A 20,341-nucleotide genomic window follows, 5' to 3' on the forward strand; every position below is an offset into this window, starting at 1 on the left:
CCAGCTCTCTCTAGTGCTTAGCGAGTTCGAATTCTCGAAGGACCTCTGACCGACTCTGTCGCTCTGAACCGGATCTCGAGGTGTATCCTTTCTTTGCGGGGTTCGAATCCCCTCAATCCAGCCGCAGAGCGCCATCGGAATCTGACAGCCTGGGTCTTTGTTTCTTTGGCGGAGCCATCGCGTCCTTCGAGCACTGGCACAATGGACTCTGCTGGGCGCAGATGTCGCTTTGGGCTGAAAAGGAGTGATGAGCGGCGTGGAGAAGCCATACATTGAAGAACGAGATGGCGGGTATTGGGTGGCCGGGACCCGCGTATCGTTGGACTCGGTGGTCTGGGCCTTCAAGCGCGGCGCGTCGCCCGAGTCCATCAAGCACTCTTTTCCTCTCCTGACGCTCGAGCACGTGTACGGCGCCATCACATACTATCTTGCGCATGAGGAGGACATCGATCGGTATCTTGATGCTTCTGAGCACGCATTCGCCAGACAGGCCGCTGAGATCAGGTCCAACGCCCGTGACGCGAATCCGCCGCTGTTCGAACGGCTCTCGCAGATGAAGCAGGACCGCAAGACGTCACGTCGATGAAGGTCCGCTTCCAGGCCGATGCGGATCTCAACGAAGACATCGTATCGGGACTGCTTCGTCGAGAGTCAGCCATCGATTTTCAGACCGCACGTGAAGCCCACCTGGCGGGTCTCACCGACGAAGAGGTCCTTCGTCGTGCCGCGGACGAAGGGCGGATCCTCGTGACTCACGATCGCCGCACCATGCCACGGCACTTTACAGCGTTCATCCAACAGCGCACGAGCCCTGGCGTCATTCTGATCTCGCAGCACGTCAGCGTCAGGGATGCGATCGACGAACTGCCCGAGGGGCGTCAGAAGTGCTTCCCTATCAACCATCCTTTGACGGCGCCGGCTTTGACGCCGATCAACGCTCCGATCGGGCCACCCAAAGCGAATCCCACACCACCTCCGAGAACCGCCCCGCCGGCGGGGAGCGCCCAGGACATGCTTCCCCTTTCAGCCTCTGTCTCCTTCTGCGCGTTTTCCCTCGGGATGGATGGTTGCTCCGTGACCGCGTCGTACACGCGGCGAAGGCTCACGTCCCGTCGCGGCATCTCGATCTTCACCGTCACAAGCAGTTGAGGCGGGCTCGGCGATCGCTCGTACGTCTCGATGACTTTGGCATTCCCGACGGTGGTCTCTGACACGAGTCGGTTGCTCTCCCACCGCGTCCGGACGTCTCGCCCATCAACCTTCACCGGGCGATTATTCGTGGGCAACGCCCGCACGTGTCCGTCGGGCTCCGTCAGCACGACTTTCTGCCCGTCTTGCGTCAGGACGAAGTGGATTGGCGCGTTCAGGATCAGGTCGTGCGCCTCCTTCATCTCTGGGCCCATCTCTTCCTCTGCACGCCCGCCGCCATGGCGGCCTGGTCCATGACCGCCACCGCCGCGACCGGCATGCTCGCCAGCGCCTCCCCTGCTTTGGAGTTTCTCTTGGGCGTCGTCACTGAGGTCCTTGTTCAACTGCCACTGCCCGGTCAGATCCGGCCGGCCTGGGGTAGCGGCCTGGGCGGCCACGGAAACGCCGGCTGCGGCCCAGGCGGTGATGACGGCCGCCACGCAGGCCAACAGCGCGCGAGTGATTCTGGTCTGGATCATGGATGTGCTCCTGTCATGACGCTGGCGTTGGCGGACAGCGTAATCCGGCGCGGTTGAATGCGACCTGAACGCGCCGTTCAGGTGCCGTTCAGCGGGAAGAGCGTCGCGGCCGCGTCACATGATGATCCCGACCTCGCTGAGCAGCCGGCGAGCGCCATCCAGTTCCTCGAACTGCCGCACGTCGAGGCCCGGCACGGTCAGATCGTCGGCCGTCGGACTGCCCTTGCGCGGCTCGACGCCCTCGAGCACCGGGATCTCGGTAGTGTCCTCGGCGTAGTACTGCCCGACGATCTGCGACAGCATGAAGTCGACGAAGGCGCTGGCCGCAGCCTCTTTGTCGGTGCCCTCGATGATGCCGACGCCGGCCACGTTGAGGAGACCTCCGGGATCACCGCCGTAGAACTTGGCCGCGACGTTCATGGCGTCGTCCTCGGCCTGCTGGTCGTCGAGATAAGAGTGACTCCCGAAGCCGACGTCGATGATCTCGCCTGCGGCCACGGCAGCGACGATCGGCGTGGCGCCTTGGAACACCGCGGGCGCGTTTGCCTGGATGCCCTCGAGCCACGCCCGCGCCTCCTCCTCGCCCTCGATCTGGCGCAGCGCAGTGATGACATCCTGCAGGGAGCGGCTGGTGGGATCCCAACCGATGCGACCACGCCAGGCGGGATCGGTGAACCCCAGGATTGAGTCGGGGACGTCGTCTTTCCTTAGCTTGTCGGTGTTGTAGAACACGACGTGCGCCCGGCCGGAGGTCCCCACCCAGGTGCCGTCAGGGGACCGGTACGCCGCGGGTATCCGATCGAGCTGCTGGTCGGAGAGCGTGGCGAGCCGCCCGGCGGCACTCAGCGACCCGAGGGCGTCGCTAAGCGGTCCATAGAACACGTCGGCGGGCGAGTTGGCGCCGTCCTCGAGGATCTGGTCGGCCAGGTCGATCGGGTTCCCCCAGCGGGCCCGGACCTTTATCCTGGTCTGCCGCTCGAACTGGTCGAACAAAGGCTCGGCGATCTCCCGGTCGCGCGCGTAGACAGTGAGGGTGTCGTCCGGCTCGCGGTCGGTGGCTGCCTGGTCATCGGGGACAGCGGGGGCGGGGTCGGCGGCACCGCTATCGCGGCTGCACGCAGTGGCGACCATCGCCGTCGCGACCGCCAGGGGCAGCATCCTGAACAGTTGCTTCATCGGTGCTCGGCAGGACCAGTCGGCCATGTTCCGGTTCCTCTCTATCGCGCGTCGTTATCAAGGGTTCGCTAAGTCGCGCCGACCTGATCGCCTCGGTGTCGTTGTCATGTCAGAGGTAGGCGAGGGCTTCGCGGACGGTGATGCGGGAGGCGCGGGTTGCTGCTGCGTCGGTGGCAAGTATCGCGCCGAGGATGATCAGCACAGTCCAGACGGCGGCAGCAAGGATGGAGAACCGAAAGGGTAGCGGCGCGTTCACGAAGAGGTTGCCGAGCACGGCGTTCATGGCCAGGGTGAGCCCCAGAGCTGGGATGACCGCCAGCAGGCAACTCGCGAGGGCGATGAAGACGCCTTCGGCGACGACGATGCGGCGCACGGTCTTAGGGCGTGCCCCGATGGCGTGCATGACGCCGAACTCGCGGATCCGCTCGAGGACGTTGGTGCCCATCGTCGAGGCCAGACCGATGCAGCCGATGATCCCCATCGGAAGGGCGGTCGCCAGGAGAATTACCAGGATGGGTTCCAGGTGCCCTCCGGTAGAGGCTTCCGACCGGCCTACCGATTCCGCGGATCGCACGTCGATCCCCGCGCCGGTAAGGCGCTTGCCAACAGCCTTGGAGACGGCTTCGCGGGTCTGCTCGTCGTGGCCATCCGTGGCGATGCGCAGCGTGTTCGACCAAAGCGGCTGCTCCATGGCTTTGGCGAGGCCTTCGGCCGTCACGTACGCGCCGCCGACGTGGCCCCTTTCTTCCGCGATGCCTACGACGCGCCAGTTGGTGGACTCGCCAGCGATGGACAGTTCAACGGTGTCACCGGCTCGGACGTCGAAGTCGGTGGTAACGAGGATGACCTGGCTGAGCACGATCGCCCCGGTTTCACCAGGCCTCAGCCAGCGGCCCTCCAGCAGCTTCGGAGGTGTGAACATGGTGGCGTCCGCGGGAACCGCGGTCACCGAGACGCGGCCGTGCCCCTGGTCGGGATAGGTGCGCGAGAGCGGGAACTGTCCTGGCCCGTAGACGCCGGCCGCTGCGCCGGTCCAGCCTTCGATCCGCCTGACGTCTGGCACCTGCTCGAGCATCGGGGCGAGCGCGTCCACCGAGATCGAGCCGGTGAGCTGCACCACGACATCCCATTTGAGCTTGTCGGTGGCTTCCTCGGCGACTGCCGCGGTACCTTCGCGTGCGGACATTCCGGCGACGAATACCATGCCCGCGCTGGCCAGCAGCCCAACGGACAGCAGGAACCGGGCAGGACGCCGGATGGTGTTGCGCAGCGCCAGGAGCAGACCACGGTCGACGCGGGGAAGACGACCAAGCCGGGCGAGGAAGCCGGTCGACACGCGCGGGTTCGAGCCAAGGCCACGATGGTCGATCGCCGCCCGTACGGTGGTGCGGCTGGTTTTGACCAGCGGTACCGCGGCCATCAACACTGGGAGGACGAGGCCGGCGGCGAGGACCACCAGGTACGTCCACCAGGCAGCCGCGAGGCTGGCAGCCTCGATGCCCAGAAACGCGAAGACATTGGGGACAAAGACGCGGCCGATCAGGATGCCTGGGACTAGCGCGAGCAGGGTGGCCGCCCCAGCCACCGTCAGCGTCATCGCCAGGTACAGGCGCCCAATACGGCCGGATCGCGCACCGATCGCCTTCATGATGCCGATCTGCGGTATCTGCTGGGTGAACAGGCCATTGAGCATGTTGGCGACCAGGATCGTGCTGAGCAACAGGGCAGACCCCGCGCCGATGAGCAGCGTGCTCAGGAGGGCCTCGGCCTGCCCTTGGTGGGGGTGCGCATAGGGCTCGGGAACTTGGATCTCCCGGATCGCCAGCCCGTGTTCTTGCTGTAGCCACGTGGCGACGTCGCCGGCAACGGCCACGATGGCATCGCGGTCTCGGCTCGGCGTCGCCTGCCCCGGGTCGGCGACCTGGATCTTCAACTGGTCAAAGACGTCCGGCTCCCCGAGCGCGGCCAGCGACGCCGTAGACAGATAGCCCTGCCCTGTCTGCTGCTGGGGCGCGGGCGCGAGGCTGGGGTCGTACACGGTATCCGCTACCCGGAGCTGCGCAGGTTCGCCGTCAGGTGTCTCGACGGTGATGGTGTCGCCAACCGCCACGTCCAGCAGGCTGAAAGAGTCGCGTCTGATGAAGACGTCCCCAGGGGCAGGGGGCCAGCTGCCCTGCCGCACCCCGACGTTCGCCATCCGCATCGGATCGTCGGGCGCTGCGGCGAACACCTGCAGCGGGATCTCCCGCACATGGCCGTTCACCTCGATCTCACTGGTGAACACGGTGCGCCCGGTCGCCTCGATGACGCCCGGCTGCGTACGTGCCTCCGCTGCGATCGCCGCCATCTCCTCGGCGTCGATGGCGGGGCCGAATCGGATCGTTGCCGATGCCGGCTCGGTGCTCAGGTACGCCTGTTCCGTCTCCCTGTCGATGACGCTCCAGGCATAGAGCACCGCGCTGAACATCGTCAGACTGACCGCGATCGCGACGACCATCAGTGCGATCCGGCCCCAGGTCGCCCGGAGGTCCCTGCGCAACTTGACTATCAGTAAGCTGCTCACACCAACACCCCCGTCCGCTCGTCGGCGACGATTCGGCCGTCCATCAGGGTGACCTCTCTTCCGACGAGCGACCTGATATCGCGTTCATGAGTGACCACCACGATGGTCCGTCCTTCGGTGTGCAGATCGGCGAACAGCTTCAAGACGGCGTCGGCCGTGTGGGAGTCGAGGTTGCCAGTCGGCTCGTCGGCCAGTAGCAGCGGTGGATCATTGGCCAGCGCCCGCGCGATCGCCGCGCGTTGCTGCTGGCCGCCCGATAGCGTGGCGGGCAGTTTGTCGGCCTGGTCACCGATGCCAACGCGTTCCAGTAGCTGCAGCGCACGATCGCGGCGTTCACCAACGGGGATCTTCACGGCGAAGTCCATCGGCAGCATCACGTTCTCCGCCGCGGTCAGTGTCGGCAGCAGCTGGAAGAACTGGAACACCAGCCCGACGTTGCGGCCCCTCCAGGCGGCCAGTCCGGACTCCGACAATGAACCAAGATCGGCGCCCGCTGCATGAACCACTCCCGACGTGGGCCGATCGATACCGGCGAGCAGATTCATCAACGTCGTCTTACCACTGCCCGACCGCCCGACGATCGCGACGAACTCGCCCTGCGAGATGTCGAGGCTGAGGTGATCAACGGCGACGAGATTGCCGGCGGCCAGCGGATATGTCTTGACGACGTCGCTGACTTGTATCGCAAATCCCATGGTGAGTCGTCCTACCGCGGTGCTTGGGTTTGGCTGGATGCATGACGCCGGACGGCTGGTGCCCCTCGTGTTTGGCACGCTGCTTCCCTACTTGCGCGGCCCGTACGGGATCATCCGTGAAGCCTGGGTCCGTGGCCGCCGCCGATGAGCATGATGGCGACAACCGCCAGGACCACGACGGCCACGATGATCCCCGACACCCACACCCAGCGTGGTAGACCGCTGGTCGATTCGCGATCGGACCCCGCACCGGTGTCGTGGCCGGTGTCGGGGTAGAGCGACCGGTTAGTCATGTGCGCCTCCGTTGTGTCGCGGTTGTTCTCCCATTGGTCGACGCTGCCGCTGGAAAACAGCGTAGCCAGGCGCGGTTGAATGGCACCTGAACGCGCCGTTCAGCTGCCGTTCAGCTCCGACTGCGCTATAAAGGGCTGAGGTCGGATGCGAATTCTTGTCGTTGAGGACGAGGCGTCGCTCGCGAAGCAGCTCACCGCGTCCATCGCGGAGGCCGGGTATGCCGTCGACCACGCCGCCGATGGCGAGCGCGCGGACTTTCTGGCGCACACGGAGCCGTACGACGCGGTGGTTCTCGATCTGGGGCTGCCAAAGATGGACGGCCTGACGCTGTTGCGGACGTGGCGCGACCGAGGCCTCGCGACACCCGTGCTGGTGCTCACGGCTCGCGGCAGCTGGCACGAGAAGGTACGGGGGATCGACGGTGGCGCGGACGACTACGTGTCGAAGCCGTTTCGCATCGAGGAAGTGCTCGCGCGCCTGCGCGCGCTGATGCGCCGCGCCAGCGGCCACGTCACGCCGGAGCTTCGCGCGGGCCGCGTCATGCTGGATCCGCGGGTGTCACGCGTCACGCGAGACGGCGCGCCGGTGAAGCTCACGAGTCACGAGTTCCGCGTGCTCTCGTACCTGATGCACCATCGGGGACGCGCCGTGTCTCAGGCGGAGCTCACGGAGCACATTTACGCGCAGGGCTTCGATCGCGACTCGAACACGGTCGAGGTGTTCATCGCGCGCCTGCGCCGCAAGCTGGGCGCGTCGTTCATTGAAACCGTGCGCGGCCTGGGCTACCGAATCGCATGAGTCATCTCTCGCTCAAAGCGCGCCTCCTGCTGGGCGGCATCCTCTGGACCATCGGCCTGTTCATGATCGCGCACGGCCTTCTCACCTCCGTCATTCAGCACCCGTCCGCGCCGGTTGTGTTTCACTCGACATTCCGGCACACGCCTGCGACGGCACTGGTCGGCGTGCTCTGCATGCTCGTCGGATTGCTGCAGGTCCGGCGCGGCATGTCGCCGATCACGCAGCTGCGCACCCGCCTCGCGGCGGTACACAGAGGCGTGGACGCGCGCGTCGGCGGCAGCTATCCGGCAGAGGTGCAACCCCTGGTCGACGACCTGAACGCGCTACTCGACGAGCGCGAGCGGCGTGTCGCGCGCGCCATCGCCAAGGCCGGCAACCTCGCGCATGGCCTGAAGACGCCGCTGGCGGTGCTGGGGCAGGAGGCGCAGCAGGCGCGAGCGGCAGGACATGAGCAGCTTGCCACAGCGATCGATCAACAGATTGATCGCATGGGGCGGCAGATCGACTATCACCTGGCGCACGCGCGATCCGCCGCTTCCTCCGTGTCGGCTGCGGCGCGCGCGTCGATCACCGAATCTGCCGAAGGGCTGGTCCGCGCGCTTCAGCGTCTGCATGCCGACCGAGGCCTCCGCATGGAGATCCAGGCGCGTGCGTCGCACGCCTTTCGGGGACAGCGAGAAGATCTCGACGAGATGCTCGGCAACCTACTCGACAATGCCTACAAGTGGGCTCGCACCGAGGTCAGGCTTACCTGCGCGAGGGAAGGCGAGGAGATCGTGATTGCGGTTGATGACGACGGCCCTGGAATCGCGCCGTCGTTGCGAGAGGCGGTCATGCGGCGCGGCGTTCGCGCCGACGAAGCAGCGCAGGGCTCCGGCCTCGGTCTGGCGATCGTGCGCGATCTCGCCGAGCTGTATGGCGGATCGGTTTCGCTCCACGAATCGCCGATGGGCGGCACGCGCGCGCGACTCACGCTGCCGGCTCAGAACGCCGTCTCGCGGCGAACATGAGCGACATGGGAGCCGTGCTGCCATAGTATCTGTCGATACTCGGCGTGACGTCACGTCAAATGCCCGAGCCCCTCAGAGCGTGCGCCCGAGGAGAGGTTCAGCAATGGCCGTCCCGATGACGGGTGGCGTATCAAGGACAGGTGTCAACGGTGCGCACCAATGGCGGCCCTCAGAACGGTGAGCCACCATTCGCTTCGGAAGGGACCACAGCTCAGCTGACAGGACAGCTCGCCGCCTTCCCTTTCGCTCTCGCGAGATGCCGCGCGTATAATCAGCATTGGAGTATTTGACGTGAGCGCGACTGAGACGATCCAGCCGGTTCCCATCCATACCGACCCACATGGGGTTATCCGTGTCGGCGGTACGCGCGTGACGTTGGACACGCTCGTCGCCGCCTTCCACGCAGGTGCGACCCCGGAGGAAATCGTTCAGCAGTATCCGTCCGTCACCTTGGCCGATGCCTACTCGGTGATTGCCTACTATCTGCGACATCAGGCTGAGATCCGAGCGTACATCACCGTACGCCAGCAACAGGCCGCGCAGGTCCGCGAGGGGAACGAGCGGCGCTTCGACGCGTCTGGCATACGCGACCGTCTCCTGGCCCGGCGCCGATAGCCCGCGAGTCCCTCGTGCTGCGACTGGCGGCAGACGAAAACTTCAACAACGATATCGTCCGCGGCTTGATGCGCCAAAAGCCAGATCTCGACATCCGTCGGGTCCAGGATGCCGGACTCTCTGGCGCGGATGATGCCGCCGTGCTCGAATGGGCCGCCAACGAAGGGCGCGTGCTGGTGACACACGACGTGGCGACCATTACCAAGCATGCCTACGATCGCGTCCGGTCCGCGCAGCCGATGCCTGGGGTCTTCGAAGTGGAGCCTAGTGTCGCTGTCGGTCGCGCGATTGAGGACCTGCTCTTGATCGTAGAGTGCAGCCTCGAAGGCGAGTGGGAAGGACAGGTCCGCTATCTACCGCTGTAGCACCCGGGCAGCGACGCCGAGGGTGCCACCGTAGCCGTCACTCCGCCCCCGAAGCCTCGTCATCCGTCAACCATCGTAGGCCCGCCGGAGCGCGTCGAGGTCGAATTTCTTCATCTGCAAGAACGCCTGTGTCACGCGTGCGATCTGCTCGCTGGAGCCGGCACGCATCATCTCGTCCAACGTCGCCGGGACGATCTGCCACGACAACCCGTACTTGTCTTTGAGCCAGCCGCACTGCTCGGCCGCCGGCTCTGCCGACAGCTTCTCCCAATAACGATCGATCTCCTCCTGGGTGTCGCAAGACACCCTGAAGGAAATCGCCTCGTTGAACGTGAACAGCGGACCGGCGCTGATCGCCATGAAGGGCTGGCCTGCCAGCTCGAACGACACAACATCGCAGTCCCCGGAGGGCGTATCACGGAGTGTCGTGACATTGGTGACTTTGGAGTTCGGGAAGATCGAGCAGTAGAACTCCGCCGCTTCCTTCGCTTCCTTGTCGAACCAGAGATGTGGCGTGATCGGCTTCATTCTCATTCCGTCTCCTATTCGCCGCCGATGATGAGGTTTTCAATATGAAACGGCTGCCAGGTGCGCAAAGGTCGCGCGGTATCAGGGACGGGGGCGCGTATCCTAGTGGCCGCTGCGGCGGAAGATCGCGAACCACTTGTCGTCGAACAGCGCGACCTCCTCGACGGACGTGAAGCCGACCTCCCGCAGCAGCGCCTGCGCCTGCTTCAGGGACACTAGCATGGCCGGCTCGTCGCGATGTGGGCTCCGGGCGGGATCGTAGTCGATGATGGCGATCCGCGCGGCCGGCTTCAGGTAGGTCGCGAGCGCGCGGACGTACGCCGCCCGGTCCTCGATGTGGTGCAGCACGTCGTGCATGAACGCCACGTCCACGTCCCGCGCGGGCAGCCGCGGATCGGTGAACCCGCCAACCACGGTGCGCACGTTCGCCAGCCCCGCGGCGTCGGCCCGCTGCCGGATGCGCGGGAAGAACTCCTCGTCGATCTCGACGGCGTAGACCGTTCCCGCGGACACGGCCTTCCCCAACGGCACCACGAACGGCCCGGTGCCTGCGCCGAGGTCGGCCACGACATCCTCCGGCTCCAGCTTCAGCGCGTCCACCACCGCGTCGGCCCTCAGGCCCGTCAGGCGCTCTGGGGCGTCGAGCACCTTCTCCCACTCGCTCACAGGTCGCGACGCGAGCTGCGCGGCGACGGTCGAGCCGAGCACCAAGACGATGATCAGGAGGGCTGCCAGGTGAACGGCCCGGGCGGCGTAGGCAATCGCCGGTCGAATCACAGTCGTGCTCCAGTCTGACGGCTCCCGCCGGCCGTCCGCACGATCTTACACGCGTCTCGCACCAGAGACGTACTCTCAATACGCTGGGATTCAGGGCATGGCGGACCGGCCGACGCTGCAGAACCGCCGTCGCACTCCTCCGCCACCACAGACTTCGCTCGAGCGAGTCAATCGGCGAGCTTGCGCTTCTGCGGGTAGATCGTCTTGCCGCCGGCGAGCATGGCGACGAACTGCTCGATGCGACGGACTCGAGTGTCGGGGCGCTTGGCGGTTGCGATTCGGTACAAGATTGCGAACCTGTTCTGCTTCGTGAGGATGTCAAACATCGCCTGAGCCCTGGGCTCTGCGACCATTGCGGCAGCCAGATCAGCCGGCACCTCGATGCCGGCCTGACCAGCGTACGCGGCGTCCCAGCGTCCGTCCGCCTTCGCGCGCTCAACTTCGGTCAGGCCGGCCGGGTGCATCCGGCCTTCGCGCTCCAGGCGTTGGACAAGACCAACATTGCGCTTTGACCAGGGACTCCGTGCCCGGCGCGGGGTGAAGCGCTGGTAGTAGGTGGTCTCGTCCCTGCGCCGCCCCTGGCCATCGATCCACCCATGGCACAGCGCTTCATCGAGTGCCTGATCGTAGGTGAGGCTCGTGGGATCGGTCACGCCCTTCTTGGCGATCACCAGCCATCGCCCCGCCGAAGTCGCGTGGTGTTTTCGCAGCCACCTGCGCCAACCAACGGCGTCGTCAACGGTCAGCTCCGACAGCTCACTAGCCATGACTTATTACAGCATTTTCATGAATAGATCGGCGACCTGCGGCCGTTTCCATCGAAAGGAGCGCGCCACCTCGTCGGACCCGTTGCGTAGACGTACATGATGATGTACGTTTAAGACATGTCTCAGAGGTAACCGGGGCGAGTCCGGCGCCAAGCTTGTGCCAGCCCGCGGCCAGTCACTATTCCGCGCGAATGGCTGTTGTCGGATCCAGACGAACGGCACGCAGCGCTGGCAACAGGCTTCCCGCGAGTGTCATCAGCAGCGACAAGCCCACTGCTGCGCTGAAGGTGATTGCGTCCGCCGGTCTGATTCCGGCCAGAAGAGCCTCCATCGAGCGTCCCGCCACATACGCCAGCCCAGCGCCGAGCAAGACACCTGCGCAGGCAAGCATTGCCCCGTGCCACATGACGAGCCCCATGATGTCATGCCGCTGGGCGCCCAGCGCGATTCGCACACCGATCTCCTGTGTGCGCTGCGACACGGTATACGCCAGCAAGCCGTGAATCCCGATGCCGGCCAGCAAGACGGCCGCTGCTGCAAACGCGACGATTACGCGCGATTGCGACTGGCGGGACGCCGTCTCCTGATCCACGATCTCGGCCAGCAGGCGTACGTCGGAGATCGGCTGTTCAGGGTCCGCGCTGCGCACGATCCGGTGAACCTCGGGCATCAGCCTCTCGGGGCTGCCAGCCGTGCGAATGAGGAGATCCTTCGGGGTATAACCGAGAATCGCGCCGTCGGGAACCTGCTGATACGGTAGATAGACTTGCGGCTCACTGTTCCGCTCGAGACCGCGAACGCGAATGTTGCCGACGACTCCAACGACGGCCCTTTCAGCAAGCGCAAACTCGAAGCGCCGCGCCATGGGATCCTGACCGGGCCAGAAGCGCTGCGCGAACGACTCGCTGACGACGGCAACGTAGGGCGACTGCTGGGTGTCCGACTCGCTCACATCGCGGCCCATCTTTACGGGAATCCCTAACGCAGACAAGAATCCGGGAGTGACGTAGCGCAAGCTCGCCGTGGTCGTTCCCGCTCGATCGGTGGGCATGCCGTCGAGCGAGACCGGCCAGATTCCCCCGCGCATCACCATCGGGAGATAACTGATGTAGGCCGCATGGCTGACTCCTGGCAAGGCCCGCACCTCAGTCAGCACGTTCGAGTAGAACTGATGACGCGCAGTTACCGTCGCATACTTTGGAAGCGGCAGCGCCGTGCGCATGGTAAGCACGTTCTCGCGATGGAACCCGGGATCCACGGCCTGCACCTGCCACAGCGCCCGCAGCAACAGCCCTGCACAGACGAGCAGAACTACGGACGCGCTGACCTCGGCAATCACCAGCATCGAACGCAGCCGTTCTTTGAAGCCGCCTCCTGCGCGCGCGCCTTCACGCAGGCCTTCGGCGCCGGTGTCCCGGCACACCTTGAACGCAGGCATAATGCCGAAGCCAATACCTGTGAGGGCCGTCAGCATCGCCGCAAAGCCCATCACGCGGAGGTCCAGGGAGGGCGTCTGAGCGATGGGCAGATTGCTCGGCACCAGGCGAGTCAACAACGACAGCCCAAGAAGCGCAACGAGAGCGCCCAGCAACCCGCCGAGGACGGCAATGCACAGGCTCTCCGTGAGCAGTTGCCGGGTGAGCCGTTCCCTTCCAGCGCCCAACGCCGTCCGGACCGCCAACTCTCGCCGCCGCGCCAGTGCCCTCGCAAGGAACAGGTTCGCAACGTTCGTGCAGGCAATCAGGAGCAGGCACAGGGAAGCCCCTAGCAGAACCACGAGCAAAAGCCGCGATTGGCTCGAAATCTCATCTCGCACCAGATTCACGGTGGCCCCAGTCTGCGCGTTCTCCACCGGATACGCACGCTCGAGTCGAGCGGCGATGCGGCTCATGTCGCTCCGCGCCTGATTCAGCGAGACGTCCGCCTTCAGCCGGGCCACTGCATAGAGCTCGTTGTTGTTCCTATCTTCCATGTCCGCCGGACCGAGTTGCATCGGCCTCCAGAGCAGAGCGTCGCGGTTGGGAAAGTGAAAGCTCTGGGGCATCACGCCAATGACGGTATGCGGCGAGCCATCCAAGAGAATCTTCTTGCCGAGCACACGACCGCCTCCGAAATAGCTCTGCCAGAAGTCGTAGCTCAAGACGACGGTTCCGGGAGCTCCGTCTCGGTCGTCTTCTGGCGTGAAACGTCGCCCCGTAATCGGCCGGGCTCCCAGGATGCCGAACACTTCCGACGTGACAAGCGTAAGCTCCACGCGCTGCGGCTCCCGATGACCAATCAGATTGGCCGCTCTCCCCGTGTATGCCCCCATGGATTCGAAGGAGCTGCTCATCTGCTTCCAGTCGCGGTAGTTCGGAGGAGACAGCTCCATCTGCGTGTAGCCTGGTGGGCTCTCCCACAACCGCACCAGTTGATCCGAATTGGCAAACGGAAGCGGGCGGAGCAAGACGTGGTCGGTGATGGAGAACGTGGCAGTCGTCGCGCCGATCCCTAGTGCTGTGACCAGGATTGCCGTGAGCGTGAAGCCTGGGCTGCGCGCCAGTGTGCGCGCCGTATAGCGCACGTCCTGCCCCAGGATGTCCCAATGCACCTGGGCTGCGCCTGCCGGAAGCTCCAGCAATGTGTCGATCCAACACCAGACCCGCGCCCACACACCGCCTGCAACGCGCAGTCGCTCCTCGAGGACCACGCACAGCTGCTCGCCGTACTCGGCGCGAAACGATGCCGGATAGAGGCGCAACAGAATTCGGTAGAAGCGCATCACGCCCTCCCGGTGGCCAGGCCGCTCGCCCGCGCCAGCTTGAGCAGCCGCGCCAGGCGCCGCGCCTCGGCGCGAGCCACGGCCTCGCCAAACGGCGTGATCCGGTAATAGCGCCGCCGCTCATCGTCCAGCTCCCGCGCCGGGCGCTGCCGCTGGCTGACTTCGACGATCAATCCCTGCTCCTGCATCCGCTGGAGCGAGCGATAGAGCGTGCCCGCCCCAAGCTTCAGCTCACCGCCTGTGTGGGCCGCGGCATCCTGCATGATCGCGTAGCCATGCTTCGGCTGATCCGCCAGCGTCACGAGGATCTGGAAGGTCGCCGGTGGCAGCGGAAGCAAGGACTCAGGTTGTTCGGTGTGCTCTGCCATGTCTCCAATATAGCCGATCTACATATAGCGTCAATGGCTATACTTATTCGGGCGCGCTACGTACTTGGACGAACTGCTCTCGCTTTCACGTTCCGTAAGGTGCCTTTCGCTTGTCGAAACAGCGTTCATCGTTTGGGACGAAACCCTCGAGATCTGTTCGCGCTTGCCGTGCGGCAGCTGTCTTGCAATGCGTAACCAGCAAACACGGCTTCAGGATGAAAAGCGATGAAGGATCCCAAGGAGCTCGTCGATTCGCTGCTCGATCGCCGCGAGTTCAACGCGAAAACCGTTCTCGCCTTGCTCAGCGGCGTCACCATTACCGTCAGCGCCTGCGATGGCGACGATGGCCCAACGGCTCCCAGCCCGCCTGGGGGCGGTGGGGACATCACTGGAACCGTCTCGGCGAACCATGGCCATCGGGCCGTCCTGGAGGCTGCGCGGCTTGCTGAGGGAGACGCGTTCCCACTCGACATCCGAGGAGACGCTGACCATCCCCACACCGTGGAGCTGACCGCAGCGGAGGTGATGCGGGCGGCCGACGGGGAACGCGTCTCAAAGTCCTCCACCACGGACGCCGGGCACACGCACACGGTCACCTTCAACGCGTAAAAGGCTGGCTCGTGGCCTGTATCAGCTGAGTCTTGGTGCCCAAGACTTCATTCAGGCCTGCTCGGCTCCCCGTGCGAAGACGGAGGAATGTTGTGGTTGAAGCGGAAGATATTGTCGGGATCGTACGTATCCTTCAGCGCGACGAGCTTTAGGTAGGTCGCCTGGGAGTAGGCAGCCCGCGTCTGAGCAGGGCCCGTGCTTCCCGGACCAAGGGCATTGATCTGCATTTCGCCAGTCAGGCTCGGCTTCAACGCCTTCATCATCGCATCGGGCACGGTCTTCGCCCATTGGACGTACGCATTCAACACCTCTCGCCCTTGTGCCATCGGATAGGCAACCTGACCGCCAAAGATCTCTTTCACCGGGTACAACGTACACTCGAGCGCGGTGACGATACCGAAGTTACCGCCGCCTCCTCGCAGCCCCCACAGCAGATCCGGATGGCTGTCCTCGTTCACCTGCAGCAGACGGCCGTCGGCTGTTACCAGCTCGACGGATCGAATACTGCCGGCGCCGGGCCCGTACTGGCGAACCAACCAGCCGACGCCACCGCCGGGACTTTCTGTCGTGATGGGTCACTGGTTGCGCTCATGTCTCTCCTTCACGTTCACGACTTGGCCATGGCGAAGGTCGTGCCGGCACCACCGCCAGGCAGGGCGCGTTCGCCGAACGCGCCGAGTGCTACTCTACAGAAACGGCGTGCGTCTCGATGTATCAGCATTGCAACCGCTGCCGCCGTCAAGGAGCGCCATGCCTGCTTCCCTCGCGCACATTCGTCACAATACTCCAATGGGGGCGAACCTCATTGCCGACGGGGCGACGTTTCGTGTCTGGGCGCCCCACGCACGTACCGTTCATGTGCTTGGGGACTTCAACGATCGCCAGCGGAACGACGCGAGTCTGCTGACCGCTGACGAGCACGGACATTGGCGGGGATTCATCGCCGGCGCGCGAGATCGTCACCGTTACATGTTCTACGTCGTTGGCGACGGCAGCGAGGGCCCGAAGCGAGACCCGTACGCACGCGAGCTCCAGACGCCGTTTCCCAGTGAGTGCGTCATCCGCCGCCCCGACTTTCCCTGGCACGAGAGCCGCTTCGTCACACCGAGGTTTCAGGATTTCGTCATCTATCAGCTCCACGTCGGCACGTTCTTTACACCCAACCTGCCGAGGAAGGGGGGCACGTTCCTCGATGTCGCGTGCAAAGTGCCCTATCTGGCCGAGCTGGGCGTGACGGCGATTCAGCTCCTGCCGATCCAAGAGTTCCAGACGACGTTCAGCCTCGGGTACAACGGCACCGACTACTTCTCTCCTGAGATGGACTTCGCCGTCGAGGACATCGACTTGCCTCCGTACGTCGCTGCGGTCAATCGACTGCTAGAGGCAAAAGGGCTGGCAATCTATAGGATCGAGGACTTGCACGGTGAAATGAATCAGCTCAAGGCTCTCGTGGACCTGTGTCACCTCCACGGGCTGGCGGTCATCCTCGACGTCGTTTACAACCATGCCGGTGGGGACTTCGGCGATGAGAGTCTGTACTTCTTCGACCGGCAACCCACCGACGAGGGACCGCGCAACTCGCTCTACTTCACCGACAAGGGCCACGCTGGTGGACTGGTATTCGATTTCGGGAAGCCAGAGGTATGCGACTTCCTCATTCAAAACGCGAAGTTCTTTCTGGACGAGTACCGCATCGATGGCTTGCGCTACGATCAGGTGAGTGTCATCGATCACGACGGCGCGCCGCACGGCTGGCGTTTTTGTCAGGACCTCACCTCGACGCTGCGGCATCATCTCCCCCACGTCTTCGACAAGGCCGAATACTGGAACGTCAATCCGTACGTGGTGAAGCCGCCGCCCGACGGCGCTGGGTTCGACGCGTCACTGACCGACGGCCTCCGCGCTGCGATTCGCCATGTGATCGGCAACGCGAGCGCACCCGACGAGCGCCCGCTCGACATGACCCGCCTGGCGCGCAGTCTCTGGCCGGAAGGCTTCCACGAGCCTTGGCAGTTCGTGCAGGGCCCGGAAAACCACGACATCGTCTATCGCGGCCGCGACGAGCGCATCGCCCGGCTCGGCGATCCAGGGAATCCGCGCTCGTGGTTCGGCCGCAGCCGCGCCCGCGTGGCAACTGGAATGAGCCTCACCGCACCTGGCATTCCCATGCTGTTCATGGGCCAGGAGCTCTTGGAAGACAAGCAGTGGTCGGACAATCTCGACTTCCACGAAGATCTGCTGCTCCACTGGGCTGGCCTCGACCAGGGTGACACGCAGATGATCGATCACCTGCGCTTCACGCGCGAGCTGCTTCACCTGCGCTGGCGATACGCCGCCTTGCGAGGCCATGGCTTCCGGGTGGTGCACGTCCACGATCACAACCGCGTGCTCGCCTTCCGACGCTGGGCAGAGGGAACGGCTGACGACGTGATGGTGGTGGTGCACCTTTCGACGTTCAACCGCTTCGACTACCGAATCGGCTTTCCGAGCGGCGGCGAGTGGCAAGAGGTCTTCAACAGCGACGTCTACGAGAACTGGGTCAATCCGAACGTCGTGGGGAACGGCGGGCACGTATGCGCCGAGTCAGAGCCGCAGCACGGTCTCAGCCACTCCGTCGCGCTGGTGCTGCCGGCAAACAGCCTGCTCGTGTTCACCAGGTAGGGCGCGTTCGCCGAACGCGCCGTCCCGGACGCCGCCGCGACAGAACGGCCGCCTCGGCGAGGCGGTCCTACCTCGCCTCCGGATAGGGATCCTTTTCCGGGACTTTCAAGTCCGTTCGCAGTCGCTTCAGCTCCGCCAGCAGCTCCTCTTGCACCTCCTTGTAAGCCGGATCGCCGTAGCGGCTGCGCAGCTCCGTCGGATCCTTGGCGAGGTCGAAGAGCTCCCATTCGTCGGCATCGTAGTAGTGGATCAACTTGTGCCGCTCGGTGCGAACGCCGTAGTGCCGCGCCACGGCATGAGGGGCACCCTCGTGCCCTTCGTAGTAGTGGTAGTAGAACGTCCGGCGCCAGTCCGGCGGCGCGTCGCCGGTCTCGAGGATCGGGATCAGGCTGCGGCCCTGCATGTCGCCTGGAATCTCCGCCCCCGCGATCTCCAGAAGCGTCTCCGGTACATCGATGTTCATAGCCTCCTACGTCCACGCCTGCACGGAGGTCTCGCCGCGGCGCGCTATTTCGTGCCGCTGTTGAGCCAGAGGTCGAGTCTCGGCGCGTTCCAAGTGTACGGCTTGTTCACCACATCCACATCGCCATCACCATCGACATCGGCCAGCTTGCCTTCGTGCCAATCGTGGCCGCTCACTAACACGCTCTCGCGGAACTGTCCCTTGCCATCACCGTAGAGTATCCATGCGCTGGCGTCTGGGTGGTCCACCTGATCCGGCGTGCTCGTCCACTTCGCCATCTCGGCGGCAAAGATGTCTAGATGACCGTCGCCATCCACGTCCGCGACGTCGAGGGTATGCCCGTGAACCATGTCGCGGCCCAAGAGATCGCGACCGTGCCACGACGCGGCGTCCGTCGGGTCACCGTCCGCTTCATAGAATTTGAGCGGCCCGCTGCCGTCACCCGGGGCGATCACGATTTGCGCCACGCTGTCCTTGGTGAACCGACCAGCGCGAATACGGCCTCCGATAGCGCCCACCCTGATCGGCGTAAACGTTCCGCGCTCGTATCTGAACCAGTAGTTGCCGGCCAGCAAGTCGGTCCGCCCATCTCCGTCCACATCGAACCTATCGAGCCCCTCGGCGTACTCCGCGGCGTCACCGACCTGCTCACCCGCCCGTCCCGCATACACGACTTGGAGGGGCCAACTGTCCGCGCGCTTGGGGTCCGCGGGAATGTCGGCAATGAAGAGCGTCTTGGCCCGCTGGTTCCAGAAGACGAGCTGTGGCGTGCCCGTTCCCTTGAAGTCGCCAAAGATCTGGTCGTGGTGCTGGTTCGCACCTCCAGCCTTGATGGTGTGCCTGACCCACGGCACGTCGGGATCGAAGCTCGGCGAGGGATTCTCCCACCAGTACAGCTTGTTGCCGCTCGCGTCCTCGCCAAACACGATGTCTCGATCGCCATCGCCGTCGATGTCGTGTGCGGCGCCCCCGGCCTCGAGTCGAATGAAGTCCTTCTCGATGACATAGCGATCCCATCCCTCGTCGGTTGGCCGGATCCAGACGAGCGCGGGCGCCTGCACTCGGTAGCTGATCACGATATCGGAGGCACGCCCACCACCGAGGTCTGTCACGAGGAGCCCCGTCTGCTGATGAGATCCCTGGGGATTCGGCAGCTGCTCTTTCTCACTGGAGCGGTGCACCCATCGAATCTCTCCAGCCACGCCGCCAATGCCGATCGAGAACAGCCCTCCGAGGAGCAGCCACGAGATGGCATGACAACGTGCGCGCGTACGGGACGGGGTAGCGGCAATACTCATGGGATCATCTCAGGATTCCGGAAGTCGCGCTGGAGCGCGGACCGGCCGGCGAGGCTACTCGAAGGCCGGTGTCGTCGGGCTTGGCACAGCAGAAAACGTTTTCGACCGCAGTATACCCGAGCCTTCCATGCTCGTGTCAAGGTCCGACAAAGACGGCCCCAAGGGTTCGCTCGTCACGATGCACACGCTAATGATTTCGTCATACTTATCACTTTGACTTATCGACAGCGCCGTGCCTAAACTGCCCCTCATGGAGCAGTCGAACGTCAATCTGTGGGGATCGTCGGCACATGCGCTCGACTATCTCGCTCGGGCCAACTCGATTCCTCATCGAAGCGAAGGAGAGGCGGAGCTGCTGGCCTGTTTGCCACGCGCACTCACGCGCGTGCTCGACCTGGGAAGTGGCGACGGCCGGCTGCTCGCCCTCGTCCGGTTGGCGCGCCCAGAAGCAGAAGCCGTGGCGATCGACTTTTCCGAGACCATGCTCGAGCGACTCCGCGGGCGCTTCGCCGGCGAGTCCCTGGTCACCGTCCGTGCACATGACCTGGACCACCCGCTGCCGGAGTCGCTCGGCACCTTCGATGCGATTGTCTCCAGCTTCGCGATTCACCATCTCTCGGACGATCGCAAGCGCGCTCTGTACGAAGAGGCGTATCGCCTGCTCCGCCCGCGCGGCGTGCTCTGCAATCTGGAGCACGTGGCATCTCCATCGAGGACGCTCCATGAGCAGTTTCTCGCGCTCATCGAGGTCGATCCCGCCGAGGAGGACCCTTCCAACAAGTTGCTCGACCTGGAGACACAGCTCGCCTGGCTGCGTACCATTGGCTTTGTCGATGTCGACTGCCACTGGAAGTGGCGGGAGCTGGCGCTGCTGGCAGGCACCCGCCTGTAGCGCAGGCCTAGATTTAGGCCTGCGCCACGAGTGT

General features: G+C 64.5%; 22 protein-coding genes. 8 read left to right on the forward strand and 14 right to left on the reverse strand.

The annotated features are described in order from the left end of the window. The first annotated feature begins 247 nt into the window (after positions 1-247). Positions 248-586: a DUF433 domain-containing protein gene (locus GEV06_11295; GenBank protein ID MPZ18482.1), complete on the forward strand. Its 339-nt coding sequence runs from the start codon at positions 248-250 to the stop codon at positions 584-586. Between the two features lie 65 nt (positions 587-651). Here GEV06_11295 and GEV06_11300 read toward each other — a convergent pair whose 3' ends face one another. From GEV06_11300 to GEV06_11325, 6 genes are all read right to left on the reverse strand, one after another. Then, positions 652-903, reverse strand: a complete 252-nt coding sequence (locus tag GEV06_11300; GenBank protein MPZ18483.1) for a hypothetical protein — start codon at positions 901-903, stop codon at positions 652-654. Continuing rightward, positions 879-1,667, reverse strand: coding sequence for a hypothetical protein (locus GEV06_11305; GenBank protein ID MPZ18484.1), 789 nt, complete (start codon positions 1,665-1,667; stop codon positions 879-881). The genes GEV06_11300 and GEV06_11305 overlap by 25 nt, the downstream gene beginning before the upstream one ends. Positions 1,668-1,781: 114 nt before the next feature. Continuing rightward, complete coding sequence (locus GEV06_11310; protein MPZ18485.1) at positions 1,782-2,870, reverse strand: extracellular solute-binding protein; 1,089 nt, start codon at positions 2,868-2,870, stop codon at positions 1,782-1,784. A gap of 82 nt (positions 2,871-2,952) precedes the next feature. After that, the gene (locus GEV06_11315) at positions 2,953-5,340 is read right to left on the reverse strand and encodes an FtsX-like permease family protein (protein ID MPZ18486.1); all 2,388 of its coding nucleotides are present in this window, start codon (positions 5,338-5,340) and stop codon (positions 2,953-2,955) included. Positions 5,341-5,402: 62 nt separating this feature from the next. Then, positions 5,403-6,101 carry an ATP-binding cassette domain-containing protein gene (locus GEV06_11320; GenBank protein MPZ18487.1) on the reverse strand — a complete coding sequence of 233 codons (699 nt, stop codon included), beginning with the start codon at positions 6,099-6,101 and terminating at the stop codon, positions 5,403-5,405. Positions 6,102-6,211: 110 nt separating this feature from the next. Then, positions 6,212-6,394: a hypothetical protein gene (locus GEV06_11325; protein ID MPZ18488.1), complete on the reverse strand. Its 183-nt coding sequence runs from the start codon at positions 6,392-6,394 to the stop codon at positions 6,212-6,214. 145 nt (positions 6,395-6,539) lie between these two features. Here GEV06_11325 and GEV06_11330 point away from each other — a divergent pair, with 145 nt between their 5' ends. From GEV06_11330 to GEV06_11345, 4 genes are all read left to right on the forward strand, one after another. Then, on the forward strand, positions 6,540-7,193 hold the full coding sequence (locus tag GEV06_11330) for a response regulator (GenBank protein ID MPZ18489.1): 654 nt from the start codon (positions 6,540-6,542) through the stop codon (positions 7,191-7,193). Then, entirely contained in the window at positions 7,190-8,203 is a 1,014-nt protein-coding gene (locus tag GEV06_11335; protein MPZ18490.1) for a GHKL domain-containing protein, read from the forward strand. Before GEV06_11330 ends, GEV06_11335 begins: the two co-directional genes overlap by 4 nt. Before the next feature lie 291 nt (positions 8,204-8,494). Further along, on the forward strand, positions 8,495-8,818 hold the full coding sequence (locus GEV06_11340; GenBank protein MPZ18491.1) for a DUF433 domain-containing protein: 324 nt from the start codon (positions 8,495-8,497) through the stop codon (positions 8,816-8,818). A 14-nt stretch (positions 8,819-8,832) separates the two neighbouring features. Further along, positions 8,833-9,183, forward strand: coding sequence for a hypothetical protein (locus GEV06_11345; protein ID MPZ18492.1), 351 nt, complete (start codon positions 8,833-8,835; stop codon positions 9,181-9,183). Positions 9,184-9,249: 66 nt separating this feature from the next. On the opposite strand, the gene GEV06_11350 is transcribed toward GEV06_11345, so the two are convergent. From GEV06_11350 to GEV06_11370, 5 genes are all read right to left on the reverse strand, one after another. Then, positions 9,250-9,711 carry a VOC family protein gene (locus GEV06_11350; protein ID MPZ18493.1) on the reverse strand — a complete coding sequence of 154 codons (462 nt, stop codon included), beginning with the start codon at positions 9,709-9,711 and terminating at the stop codon, positions 9,250-9,252. A gap of 102 nt (positions 9,712-9,813) precedes the next feature. Continuing rightward, positions 9,814-10,488 carry a methyltransferase domain-containing protein gene (locus GEV06_11355; protein MPZ18494.1) on the reverse strand — a complete coding sequence of 225 codons (675 nt, stop codon included), beginning with the start codon at positions 10,486-10,488 and terminating at the stop codon, positions 9,814-9,816. 167 nt (positions 10,489-10,655) lie between these two features. After that, positions 10,656-11,255, reverse strand: coding sequence for a hypothetical protein (locus tag GEV06_11360; GenBank protein ID MPZ18495.1), 600 nt, complete (start codon positions 11,253-11,255; stop codon positions 10,656-10,658). A gap of 178 nt (positions 11,256-11,433) precedes the next feature. After that, the gene (locus tag GEV06_11365) at positions 11,434-14,016 is read right to left on the reverse strand and encodes an FtsX-like permease family protein (protein ID MPZ18496.1); all 2,583 of its coding nucleotides are present in this window, start codon (positions 14,014-14,016) and stop codon (positions 11,434-11,436) included. After that, positions 14,016-14,384, reverse strand: coding sequence for a PadR family transcriptional regulator (locus GEV06_11370; protein MPZ18497.1), 369 nt, complete (start codon positions 14,382-14,384; stop codon positions 14,016-14,018). Before GEV06_11370 ends, GEV06_11365 begins: the two co-directional genes overlap by 1 nt. Before the next feature lie 225 nt (positions 14,385-14,609). Here GEV06_11370 and GEV06_11375 point away from each other — a divergent pair, with 225 nt between their 5' ends. Continuing rightward, positions 14,610-14,993 (forward strand): hypothetical protein, encoded by a 384-nt coding sequence (locus GEV06_11375; protein ID MPZ18498.1) that lies wholly within the window; start codon positions 14,610-14,612, stop codon positions 14,991-14,993. A gap of 47 nt (positions 14,994-15,040) precedes the next feature. Here the strand turns inward: GEV06_11375 and GEV06_11380 are convergent, their stop codons facing one another. Then, entirely contained in the window at positions 15,041-15,529 is a 489-nt protein-coding gene (locus GEV06_11380; protein MPZ18499.1) for a hypothetical protein, read from the reverse strand. A gap of 214 nt (positions 15,530-15,743) precedes the next feature. Here GEV06_11380 and GEV06_11385 point away from each other — a divergent pair, with 214 nt between their 5' ends. Further along, on the forward strand, positions 15,744-17,654 hold the full coding sequence (locus GEV06_11385; GenBank protein ID MPZ18500.1) for a 1,4-alpha-glucan branching protein: 1,911 nt from the start codon (positions 15,744-15,746) through the stop codon (positions 17,652-17,654). A gap of 67 nt (positions 17,655-17,721) precedes the next feature. Here GEV06_11385 and GEV06_11390 read toward each other — a convergent pair whose 3' ends face one another. Together GEV06_11390 and GEV06_11395 are read right to left on the reverse strand one after the other, a co-directional pair. Further along, positions 17,722-18,117 carry a DUF4976 domain-containing protein gene (locus GEV06_11390; protein ID MPZ18501.1) on the reverse strand — a complete coding sequence of 132 codons (396 nt, stop codon included), beginning with the start codon at positions 18,115-18,117 and terminating at the stop codon, positions 17,722-17,724. 44 nt (positions 18,118-18,161) lie between these two features. Beyond that, entirely contained in the window at positions 18,162-19,415 is a 1,254-nt protein-coding gene (locus tag GEV06_11395) for a hypothetical protein (GenBank protein MPZ18502.1), read from the reverse strand. A 250-nt stretch (positions 19,416-19,665) separates the two neighbouring features. On the opposite strand from GEV06_11395, the gene GEV06_11400 reads away from it, so the two are divergent. Continuing rightward, on the forward strand, positions 19,666-20,307 hold the full coding sequence (locus GEV06_11400; protein MPZ18503.1) for a methyltransferase domain-containing protein: 642 nt from the start codon (positions 19,666-19,668) through the stop codon (positions 20,305-20,307). Positions 20,308-20,341: the final 34 nt, after the last annotated feature.

Origin of the sequence: Luteitalea sp., from assembly GCA_009377605.1 — a bacterium.
GTDB lineage: Bacteria > Acidobacteriota > Vicinamibacteria > Vicinamibacterales > Vicinamibacteraceae > WHTT01.